Below are 10,885 nucleotides of genomic sequence, written 5' to 3'. Positions count from 1 at the left end.
CTCACCAGTGGCCGCGGTGCACCACGTCGTCGAGCGGCCGGCGCCGCCGGCGGGTCGGGGAGCCGCCGGGCGGGGTCGTGGGGTCGGGGTGCCCGACGGTGATCGCCCCCAGCGGGGCGTGGTCGGCCGGCACCCCGAACTCCTCGCGGAACGCCGCCACCCGCTCCGGTGGGATGCCGAAGAAGCAGGCGCCCAGGCCCTCGTCGACCGCGGTCTGCAGGATCAGCAGCGAGGCCATCGCGGTGTCGGTGAACCACCACGGGACCGGCCAGCGCTCCTCGGCGCCGGGGTCCCACCCCTTGTCGGGCTCGGCGTAGCGCGCCACGTAGGCGTCGCGGCAGGCCAGCGGCACCAGCACCACCGGCGCGGTGCGCATCCCCTCCAGCCAGGCGCTGGTGGCGCCGGGGTCGGGCGAGGTGGCGCGCCAGAACCGCGCGACGTCCTCGGGGCGGTCCAGCCGCAGGAACGCCCAGCCCTGGGAGAAGCCGGCGCTGGGGGCCCGGACGGCGTGCGCGAGCATCCGGTCGACCTGCTCCGGGGCCACCGGGGCGTCGGCGTAGCGGCGGACCATGCGGCGACGGCGTACGACCTCGGAGAACTCCACCCCTCCATCCTCCCGGTCCGCGCTCCGTCGTGTCGATTGACCCCGGTCGCCGCGCGCGGTGCACTGGGCTTGTGACCTTCGAGGAGACGTGGCCGACGCCGGCACCCGGCCCCGACACCTCCTACCTGCTGGAGCGGGCCTGGGTCGGTGGCCGGTTCCAGGACGACGTGCTGGTGGAGGTGACGGGCGGCCGCTTCTCCCGGGTGGAGGTCTCCCCGGGCTCCTCGGAGTCGGCCGGGGAGACGGACCCCACCCCGCGCGCCGGGCTGACCCTGCCCGGCCTGGCCAACACCCACAGCCACGCCTTCCACCGGGCGCTGCGCGGCCGCACGCACCGCGGGGGCGGACTTCCCGGGTGGCGCGAGCAGGTGCACGACGTCGCCGAGCGGCTGGACCCCGACTCGATGTTCGAGCTGGCACGGGGGGTCTACCGGGAGATGGCGGCGGCCGGGATCACCGCGGTGGGGGAGTTCCACCACCTGCACCACCAGCCCGGGGGCGGGCCCTACGAGGACCCCAACGTGATGGGGACGGCGCTGGTGGAGGCGGCCCGCGAGGCCGGCATCCGGATCACCCTGCTCGACTCCTGCTACCTCGCCGGCGACTTCGGCGAGCCGGTGCAGGGGGCCCGGCTCCGTTGCAGCGACGGTGACGCCGACCGGTGGGCGCTGCGGATGGAGGCGCAGGCGAAGTCCCTCTCCGGGCTCGACCACGCACGGGTCGGTGCGGCGATCCACTCCGTGCGGGCGGTCCCGCGCGACCAGCTGCGTCTCGTCGCGGAGGCGGCGGCAGGCCGGCCGCTCCACGTCCACCTCTCGGCGCGGGCGGCGGAGAACGAGGCCTGCCGGGCGGCGTACGGCGTCTCCCCGACGCGGCTGCTGCACGAGGCCGGGGTGCTGGGCACCCGCACCACCGCCGTGCACGCCACCCACGTGGACACCTGGGACGTCGGCCTGCTCGGCGTCACCGGCACCTCCGTGTCGCTGTGCCCGACCACCGAGCGAGACCTGGCCGACGGGGTGGGGCCGGCCCGCCGCATCCTCGAGGCCGGCTCCCCGGTCACCCTGGGCTCCGGCAGCCAGGCGGTGGTCGACCTCTTCGAGGAGATGCGGGCGGTGGAGCTGCACGAGCGGCTCGCCACCCAGCGGCGGGGCCACTGGCGGGCCGAGGAGCTGGTGGCCGCCGCGGTGGGGGGCCACGCCGCCCTGGGCTGGGACGACGCGGGTGAGATCGCGGTGGGTCGCCGGGCCGACCTGGTCACCCTCGACAGCCGCAGCGTCCGGACCGCGGGCACCGGTGCGGACGCAGCCACCGTCGTCTTCGCCGCCGCGGCGGCCGACGTCACCCACGTGGTCGTCGACGGCTGGGTCGTCGCGCGGGAGGTCGCCGAGGTGGGCCACGAGCTCGACGCGGTGGTCCGCCGCCTGCTCGCCTGAGGCAGCGCTGAGGTAGCCGTGAGGCGGCTCTGAGGTAGCGGGGGCAGCGCGTGGGGCAGGGGCGGCCGCCGCGGTTAGGGCACCAGCCCGATGTGACGCCCTACCTCAGGAGCGGAGATTCGTCCTCGTCACCACGAGGAAGGGAACCCGTCATGCAGACCAACGACTACTTCATCCAGAGCGAGGTCGCCTACCGCACCGAGCGGGCGCGCCGCACCTTCGGCCAGGGTCGCAGGAAGGGGTCTCGCCGCCTCCGCCGCTGGCAGGGGCCGCTGCGCGGCTCCGAGGACATGCGCTGAGTCAGCGCGTGTCGGCGCGGCACGCCATGATGGACGACGTGCCTCATCGAAGCGTCGAGATGGTCGGACGCGAGGCCGAGCTGGGAGAGCTCTGCGCCCGGCTCGGCATCGCCGCACCGGCCACGCCCCCCGCCTCTCCCACGACCGCGCTCCTGCTCGGCGGCGACGCCGGCGTGGGCAAGACCAGGCTGCTGACCGAGCTGCGCGACCGGGCCGTGGGGGCGGGCTGGCAGGTGGTGGCCGGGCACTGCCTCGACCTCTCCGACTCGGCGCTGCCCTATCTCCCGTTCTCCGAGATCCTGGGCCGGCTCTCCGCCGAGGCCCCGGCCGTCGTCGAGGCGACGACGAGCGACCGGCCCGTGCTGCGCCGGCTCCAACCCGGCCGCCGGGTGCGTGCGGGCGGCGACACGGGAGCCGACGGCTCGCTCGAGCGGGGCGACCTCTACGAGGCGATGCACCTCCTGCTGGACCGGGCCGCGCAGAGCCAGCCGCTGCTGGTGGTCGTCGAGGACGCGCACTGGGCCGACCAGTCCACCCGGGACCTGCTCAGCTTCCTCTTCGCGCGGACCTTCACCGGCCGGGTCGCCGTCGTCGTCTCCTACCGGGTCGACGACCTGCACCGCCGCCACCCGCTGCGCCGGCAGGTGGCGGAGTGGTCGCGGCTGCGGGTCGACCGGATGGTGCTGGAGCCGCTGGACGCCGGTGCGGTGCGCTCGCTGGTGCACGCCCTGCACCCCGACCCGATCACCGCGACCGACGTCGACGACATCGTCGACCGGGCGGAGGGCAACGCCTTCTTCGTGGAGGAGCTGGTGGGCGCGACCTGGGCCACCGGAGGTGTGCCGGCCGACCTCGCCGACCTGCTGCTGGTCCGGCTCGACCGGCTCGACGCCGACACCCAGGAGGTGGTGCGCACCGCCGCGGTCGCCGGCCGCCGGGTGGGGCACGAGCTGCTCGCCGCGGTCTCGGGGCTCGACCAGCGGGCGCTGGAGGAGGCGCTGCGCACGGCCGTCGAGCGCCACGTGCTCGAGGCGGAGCGCGACGACACCTACTCCTTCCGCCACGCGCTGCTGGCCGAGGCGGTCTACGACGACCTGCTCCCCGGTGAGCGGGTGCGCCGGCACGCCGCGTACGCCCGGGTCCTCCAGCAGGGGCAGACTCCCGGGACCTCCGCGGAGCTGGCCCGGCACGCCCGCCTCGGCCAGGACCTCCCGACCGCGCTGCGCGCCAGCGTCGAGGCGGGAGCGGCCGCCATGCAGGTGGGTGGCCCCGACGAGGCGGCCCAGCACTACCTGCAGGCGCTCGAGCTGGCCGCCGACCCGGCGCTGGTGGCCGCGCTGGAGCAGGAGGTCGGGATCAACCACGCCGACCTGGTGCTCCGGGCCAGCGACGCCCTCACCGGCGCCGGCCACGCCCAGCGTGCCCAGGCGCTGCTCCGCTCCACGCTGGCCGACCTGCCCGACGGCGTCGGCGCCGTGGACAAGGGCCGGATCCTCGCCCAGTTGGCGATCAACGTCTACCAGTTCGAGGAGAACGACGACGAGCTCGGGATGATCCGCCAGGCGATGGCGCTCGTCGCCGACGGCACCGAGGCCCAGCAGGTGCGCACCCACGCGATCTACGCCCGCATCCTCTCCGGCCACCGCTTCGAGGACGAGGCCCGCGAGGTCGGCACCGCCGCCCTGGCGATGACCCAGCGGCTCGACCTGCCGAGGCTCAGCGCCGACATCCTGACCACCCTGGCCGGCCTGCGCCAGGAGCACCTCGGCGACGACGTGGTCGAGGCGATGGGCGAGGTCATCGCCCAGGCCCGGGCCAGCGGCGCGGTCAAGGCCGAGATGCGCGGTCACTACACGCTCGGGCGGCTGCACCAGGATCGCGGCGAGCTCGAGGAGGCGGTTGAGCTCTTCGACGCGGGTCTCGCGCTCGGGCGCGAGGTGGGCCTGCGCTGGGCGCCGTACTCCTTCGACGCGCTGGTGATGGCCACCGCCGCGCGCTACGTGCGGGGCCGCTGGGCGGAGGTCCTGGAGGCGGCGGCGCAGTCCCGGCAGGCCCCCTCGCCGCTGATCGCCGCGACCCTCGACACCTTCGGGGCGGGAGTGGGCGCCGCCCGGGGGCTCTCCGGCACGGCCGAGCGGCTGGCCGAGCTGCGCGACTTCTGGGGCCAGGACGGGCTGGTCGCCCTGCACGCGGCCGGTGCGGAGCTGGAGCTGGCCGAGCAGGCCGGCGACGCCGCGGCCGCCCTGGCCACCTACGGCCAGGTCGTGGCCAACCTCGGCCGGCTGTGGCGCGAGCTCTTCCAGGCCCGGCTGCGGCTCGCCGCGCAGACGCTCGGCGTGCTGGGCACCGCCGCGTCCCGGCAGTCCGCGGCCGAGCGTGAGGAGCACCGGGCCGCCGCCGACCGGCTCCTCGACGACGGGCGCCAGGTGGTCGGCTACCTGCACGACGAGGACCTCACCTACGGGCCGGAGACCCGGGCCTGGGCGGTCCGGCTGGAGGCCGAGCACCTGCGCTGGCGCTGGCTCGCGCAGGTGGACCCGCCCGGGAGCGAGCCGGTCCGCTGCGCCGACCTGCTGGCCGCCTGGCGCCGCGCCGAGACCGAGCTCGCGGCGTTCGGCCATGTCCACGAGCTGGCCCGCGCGCGGCTGCGGCTGGTGGAGGTGCTCCGCCACGAGGGCGACCTGGAGGCTGCCCGGGAGGTGGCCGACCAGGTGCGTGAGGCGGCCGCGGTGCTGGAGGCCCCACCGCTGCTCGCCGCGCTGCACGCGCTCGGTGCCGCCCCGCAGGGCGCCCGGGCCCCGGGCCGGGCCGGCGCCGCCCTCACCCCGAGGGAGCGCGAGATCCTCGCGCTGGTCGCCGAGGGGCGCAGCAACGGCGAGATCGGCAAGCAGCTCTTCATCGCCACCAAGACGGTCAGCGTCCACGTCTCCAACATCCTCGGCAAGCTGGGCGCCGCCTCGCGGACCGAGGCCGTCGCCGTGGCCCGCCGCCGCGGGCTGCTCACCTGAGGTCCGGCAGAATCGGCCGGGTGCCACCCTCCCCGGCCCCCGACCCGACCTTCCGCTGCACCACCGCCAGCCGTCGCGACGGCGAGCCGCTGGCGGGCACCGCGCCGACCGAGCGGGCCTTCCTCCTCCTGGAGCACGCCGGGTCCTGGGGCTCCAAGGCGCTCGCCCAGAGTCGCCTGCCCGAGGAGGTGCGCGCCGGGCTCGACGGCCTGCCCGGGGTGCGGGTCCAGCTGATCCGCCGCCACGGCGGGATCTCGGGGCCTGGGGTGCGGGTCTTCACCGTCGTGGTGGAGCCGGAGCGGGTGAGCATCGAGACGACCGTGCTGGCCGACGCCGCCGAGGTGCTGGGCCTCGACCTGGCGGCCCTCGCGCAGGGGCGCAGCCCCGGGCTCACGCCGTACGACGGGGAGCTGCTGCTGGTCTGCACCAACGGCCGCCGCGACCTGTGCTGCGCCGAGCGCGGCCGCCCCGTGACCGCAGCCCTGGCCGCCCGTTGGCCGGAGGAGACCTGGGAGACCACCCACCTGGGCGGCCACAGGTTCTCCGCCACCCTGCTGGCCCTCCCCAGCGCGATCACCCTGGGCCGCCTCGACCCGGAGTCGGCGGTCCTGGCGGTCGAGGAGCTCGGGGCCGGCCGGCACCCGGTCGGCTTCTCGCGCGGCCGGGTGGGGCTCAGCCCGGCGGCCCAGGTGGCGCAGCTGCACGTGGTCGAGGAGACCGGCCACGACGAGCTGGGCGACGTGGTGGTCGTGGGGGAGCGCGACGGGGTGGTCCGGCTGCTGGCCGACGGCGAGCCCTGGCAGGTGGGCGTGGTCAGCCGGCGGGGCGAGCCGCGCCGGCTCAGCTGCGCCGATCTGAAGGCCAAGCCGGCCTCCGTCCACGAGGTGGTGGCGGCCGGGCGGGCGCCATCTGGTCCGAGCAGGTGACCGCCTTCGCGTCGGGATGGAACAATGACCCGCGGGTCGCCGACACGGGCCCGCAGAGCACAGACCGGCCAGACCGGCCAGAGCGGCACAGACCCGCCCGATCGATCAGGAGCACCAGGTGAGCGACCGTCCCGAGTCCGAGGAGCGCCCCGTGCTCACGGGCCTGCTCGCCCTGGCCGGTGTCGCGCTGGTCGTGGGCGTGCTGGCCGGTGTGATGGTGCTGGTCGGCACCAAGATGCTCGGCCTGGACGGCGGTGAGGGCCAGACGAAGGTCGGGGCCACCGCGGGCGAGACGCTGACGCTGCCGCAGTTCTCCGAGACGGCCAGCCCGAGCGGCCCGCAGATCACCCTCGACCCCAACGGCCCGGTCCCCACGGGTTCGGTGACCGCGGCCCCGGAGTCCTCCGAGACCGCGTCGGAGACCGCGGCCCCGGAGAAGGCGATCACCCTCACCGCCAGCCAGAGCGCCGTCGGGGCGATGCAGCAGATCGACCTGTCCGGGACCTACGTGCAGGGCGGCGGGTCGATCCTCCAGGTGCAGCGCTTCGAGGACGGCGCGTGGAGCAACTTCCCCGTCACCGTCTCGGTCGAGGGCGAGAGCTTCGGCACCTACGTGATGACCGGCCAGACCGGGGAGAACAAGTTCCGCGTCGTCGACTCCGAGACCGGGCTGGAGTCCAACGAGGTCGTCGTCCAGGTCGGCTGACCCGGCCTCAGGGTCGTGCCCCGCCGGCGGCGTCGGCGGCGTCGGCCCGGCGCCGGGCGTCGACCCGGGCGGTCCAGTACCCGACCCAGACGGTGCCCACGCTCATCAGCGCCCCGAGCGCCAGGCTCACGCCGGCCAGCGGCAGCAGCGCGGCGGCCGCCCCGACCAGCAACGGGCCGCCGCTGACCCCGAGGTCGCCGCACAGGCGCCACGCGCCGAGGAACTGCGAGCGGCCGGCGGTGGGCGCGGCGTCCGCGCCGAGGGTCATGTTGATCCCCGAGCCGAGTCCGTTGCCGACCGCGATCAGCACCATCACGGCCGCGACCGACCAGGTGCTGGTGGCCAGCGGCAGCAGGAAGCAGGCCAGCGCCACCGCGCCGACCACCGGGACCGCCACCGCCGTCCGGCCCCGGGTGTCCATCAGCCAGCCGCCCGGGAGGAAGAACGCGACGTCGACCGCCGCCGCGACGGCGAAGACCAGCGAGGTGGTGCTGGCGCTCATCCCGACGTGCTCGGCCCAGAGCGGCAGCAGGGCGGTGCGCAGCGCCCGGCTGGCGCTGATCACCACCACCGCCACGCCCAGGGTGGCCAGCACCCGGCGGTGCCGGCGGACGACGCCGAGCACGGAGAGGTGACCGGTCTCCTTGGCGCGGGCCCGTTCCTCGCCGCCGAGGTCGGGCATCAGCCGGGCCATCGCCGCGCTCGCCAGCGACGCGACCGCGGCGAGCACGAAGACGGCCCGCAGGTCGGTCAGGTGGATGAGCCCGGCGCCGAGCAGCGGGCCGACGAGCAGCCCGATCCGGTGGCTGCCGCCGAGCCCCGACATGGCCCGGGCGCGGTAGGACTGCGGCACCACGTCGATCAGGTAGCCCTGGCGGGCCACCAGGAAGGTGGTCCAGGCCATCCCGCTGACCGTGACCGCGACCGCCAGCGCCGGCCAGGAGGTGGCCAGCGCCGCGGCGACCATCGCCGCGGCGTCCAGCAACCCGGACAGCACCAGGGCCCGGCGCTCGCCGATCCGGGCGATCAGCGCGCCGACGGGCAGGGCGGTGGCCAGGCTGCCCAGGCCGACCAGGGCGACCACCAGTGCGGCGGTGGGCACGTCCGCCCCGAGCTCGCGCGCCCGCAGGGCCAGCACCGGCAGCACGGCGCCGTGGCCGATCGAGTTGACGATCGTCGGGCCGTAGGCGGTGAGGGCGACGTCCCGCAGGCGGAACGGCGGCTGGTCGGAGGGCACCGGGGAAGTCTGCCTCACCCGGAGTCAGCCCTTGCGGAACTCGATCCAGTCGATCCGGCCGGAGAAGTAGTCGCAGGTGATCCGGCGGGCGTCGCAGGCCGACTTGCCGCCGAGGGAGAGCGGCCGGTCGTTGCGGATCACCCCGGTGGCGCCGTACGCGCGCGGCTGGGCCACCCCGTCCACCCACATCTGCACCCACTCCGGGGTGCGGACGCAGGTCAGGGTGTGCCAGCCGGGGGAGAGGCGGGCGCCCTCGTCGAAGCCGTCGAGGTAGCCGGTGCGGGTCCGCCCGTCCGCCCCGCGGAACATGCAGCGCGGTGCCCGCTCGGGGTTCTCGAGCTTCCAGTATCCGCCCTCGGCCTCGCCCTGGCCCTTCTGCATGATGTTCCCGAACCGGTGCCGGGTCTGGTAGCGGATGGTGAAGGAGAACGACGCCGAGCCGGGGTTGAGCAGCCGGTGCAGCCGGCGTCCCGCCGGCACCAGGTCGGTGTGGCCGGGGAAGACCCCCGAGTGCGGTTGGACCCATCCGAAGAGGTGGTGGCGGCCGGTGGTGGTGACGTCGGGGCCCACCCGCCCCGTCAGACCGCCGACCCGGTCGCGGAAGACGCGCGCCCCCGGTGCCTCGTCGAGGTCGAACCGCGCCACCACGGGCAGGTCGGGCGGGAGCTCGGCGGCCGGTGTGGCCTCGCGTCCGCCGGGCCGGTCGGCGCGGCCGTCGCGGGTGACCAGGACGGCGCCCGCCACGGCGAGTCCCGCCAGCAGCACGAGCACCAGCCCCGCCAGGGCGGCGGGCCGCCCACCGAGCCGTGCCACCATCCGGCCACCGTACCGAGCCGCGCCGCTGGGCGGATGGGAACCGGGGCAGTCGGTGTTTAGTGGCATTCTCTGAGCCCATGAGCAGCTCCCCGCGGACCGCGACCACGCCTCCCTCCCCGGCCCGGCGCTACGCGCGGCTGGCCCGGCTGGCCTACCGTCACGGCCGCTCCGACCTGCTGCGCGGCATGGAGCTCGACGAGTTCAGCGTCGACGACGAGCCGCTGGCCGGCGGGGACGACGCCCGGGCGGAGGCCTTCGCCCGCGACCTGGAGGCGATGGGGCCGACCTACATCAAGCTCGGGCAGCTCCTCTCCACCCGGTTCGACCTGCTCCCGGCCGCCTACACGCAGGCGCTCGCCCGGCTCCAGGACGACGTCGCGCCCTTCGCCTTCGAGGAGGTGCGCGAGATCGTCGAGGGGGAGCTCGGCGGGACGCTGGAGGACCTCTACGGCAGCTTCGACCCCGAGCCGCTGGCCGCGGCCTCGCTCGGCCAGGTCCACGCGGCCACCCTGCGCAACGGCCGCGAGGTGGTGGTCAAGGTCCAGCGACCCGAGGCCCGGGACGCGATCCGCGGCGACATGGAGACGCTCACCAGCCTGGCCCACCTCGCCGACAAGCGGACCGACGTGGGGCGCCGCTACGGCTTCGAGAAGCTCGTCACCGAGTTCCGCAAGACCCTCGCCGGCGAGCTGGACTACCGACGCGAGGCGCGCAACCTGGTCCGCTTCGGCGAGCTCACCGCGGGCTACGACCTGCTCGTCGTCCCGCAGCCGGTGCCGACCCACTGCACCCGCCGGGTGCTCACCATGGACCGGATCGAGGGCCGCAAGGTGACCGACCTGGGCCGGCTCTCCCAGGTCGAGCGGGACACCACGCCCGTGGTCGAGCAGCTCTTCGCCTGCTACCTCGAGCTGATGCTCTCCGAGGGCGTGCTGCACGCCGACCCGCACCCGGGCAACCTGCTGCTCACCGACGACGACCGGCTGGCCCTGCTCGACCTGGGGATGGTCAGCACCGTCGCGCCCAAGCTGCAGGAGAAGGTGGTGCGGCTGCTGCTGGCGATCACCGACGGCGACGGCGAGGAGGTCGCCACCGTGCTGGCCGAGATGGGCCACCAGCTTTCCGACTACGACGCCGGCGCCTTCCGCAACGACGTCTCCCACCTGGTCTCCGAGGCGGTCAACGCCGGCCCCGAGCTGCAGGCCGGGTCGGTCCTGGTGGAGCTCAGCCGGGTCTCCGGCGTGCACGGGCTGCGCCCGCCGGCGGAGATGTCGATGATCGGCAAGGCGCTGCTCAACCTCGACGCCTCCACCCTGCGGCTGGACCCGGACTTCTCGCCGGCCGCGGCGCTGCGCGACAACGTCAGCAGCCTCCTGACCAGCGGGATGAAGGTGAGCGCGGGCGGGCTGATGGCCTCGGCGATCGAGGCCAAGGAGTTCACCAAGCTGCTGCCCAAGCGGGCCAACCGGATCATGGACAACCTCGCCGACGGCGAGTTCGTGATCCGCGTCGACGCCATCGACGAGGAGCGGCTCCACACGGTGCTTCAGCGGGTCGCCAACCGGCTCACCCTGGGTCTGGTGATCGCGGCGATGCTGGTCGGCGCCTCGCTGATGATGCGGGTCGACGAAGGGCCGACGATCTTCGGCGTGCCCGGGGTGGCGCTCACCTTCTTCACCCTGGCGGTGCTCGCCGGCGTCGCGCTGACGGTCTGGATCGTCTCCACCGACCGCAAGGTCGCGGCCCGGCCGCGGTCCCGCCCCGGTGATCGCGCCTAGGTGTGGAAATAGTTCCTCCGCGCCGGAACAATCCCGGTCCCTTCCTGCGTTGTGTGATGTGAGCGAAGTTGAGTT

At 75.2% G+C, this 10,885-nt stretch carries 9 protein-coding genes; 6 read left to right on the top strand and 3 right to left on the bottom strand.

What is annotated here, in order from left to right; genetic code table 11:
• Nucleotide 1 precedes the first annotated feature (1 nt).
• The gene (locus AC4BG9_RS09350; RefSeq protein ID WP_490570822.1) at nucleotides 2–604 is read right to left on the bottom strand and encodes a nitroreductase family protein; all 603 of its coding nucleotides are present in this window, start codon (nucleotides 602–604) and stop codon (nucleotides 2–4) included.
• A gap of 71 nt (nucleotides 605–675) precedes the next feature.
• Between AC4BG9_RS09350 and AC4BG9_RS09345 the strand changes: the two genes are divergently transcribed.
• The 5 genes from AC4BG9_RS09345 (at nucleotide 676) to AC4BG9_RS09325 (ending at nucleotide 6,979) form a co-directional block, all read left to right on the top strand.
• The gene (locus AC4BG9_RS09345) at nucleotides 676–2,040 is read left to right on the top strand and encodes a formimidoylglutamate deiminase (protein ID WP_490570821.1); all 1,365 of its coding nucleotides are present in this window, start codon (nucleotides 676–678) and stop codon (nucleotides 2,038–2,040) included.
• Between the two features lie 152 nt (nucleotides 2,041–2,192).
• Nucleotides 2,193–2,339, top strand: a complete 147-nt coding sequence (locus AC4BG9_RS09340) for a hypothetical protein (RefSeq protein ID WP_490570820.1) — start codon at nucleotides 2,193–2,195, stop codon at nucleotides 2,337–2,339.
• A gap of 38 nt (nucleotides 2,340–2,377) precedes the next feature.
• On the top strand, nucleotides 2,378–5,347 hold the full coding sequence (locus AC4BG9_RS09335) for a helix-turn-helix transcriptional regulator (RefSeq protein WP_490570819.1): 2,970 nt from the start codon (nucleotides 2,378–2,380) through the stop codon (nucleotides 5,345–5,347).
• Nucleotides 5,348–5,367: 20 nt separating this feature from the next.
• Entirely contained in the window at nucleotides 5,368–6,273 is a 906-nt protein-coding gene (locus tag AC4BG9_RS09330) for a ferredoxin family protein (protein ID WP_490570818.1), read from the top strand.
• Nucleotides 6,274–6,391: 118 nt separating this feature from the next.
• Nucleotides 6,392–6,979 (top strand): hypothetical protein, encoded by a 588-nt coding sequence (locus tag AC4BG9_RS09325; RefSeq protein WP_490570817.1) that lies wholly within the window; start codon nucleotides 6,392–6,394, stop codon nucleotides 6,977–6,979.
• A 7-nt stretch (nucleotides 6,980–6,986) separates the two neighbouring features.
• Here the strand turns inward: AC4BG9_RS09325 and AC4BG9_RS09320 are convergent, their stop codons facing one another.
• Nucleotides 6,987–8,216 carry an MFS transporter gene (locus tag AC4BG9_RS09320; protein WP_490570816.1) on the bottom strand — a complete coding sequence of 410 codons (1,230 nt, stop codon included), beginning with the start codon at nucleotides 8,214–8,216 and terminating at the stop codon, nucleotides 6,987–6,989.
• A gap of 24 nt (nucleotides 8,217–8,240) precedes the next feature.
• Nucleotides 8,241–9,032, bottom strand: a complete 792-nt coding sequence (locus AC4BG9_RS09315; RefSeq protein WP_490570815.1) for a hypothetical protein — start codon at nucleotides 9,030–9,032, stop codon at nucleotides 8,241–8,243.
• Nucleotides 9,033–9,109: 77 nt separating this feature from the next.
• Here AC4BG9_RS09315 and AC4BG9_RS09310 point away from each other — a divergent pair, with 77 nt between their 5' ends.
• A complete protein-coding gene (locus tag AC4BG9_RS09310; protein ID WP_490570814.1) occupies nucleotides 9,110–10,810 on the top strand; it encodes an ABC1 kinase family protein in 1,701 nt (566 codons plus the stop codon).
• The last annotated feature ends 75 nt before the right edge of the window (nucleotides 10,811–10,885 follow it).

This window comes from Nocardioides sp. Z40_12 (assembly GCF_058215795.1).
The sequence above is the reverse complement of the archived record's forward strand: the minus strand, read 5'-3'. Positions and strand labels throughout refer to the sequence as shown.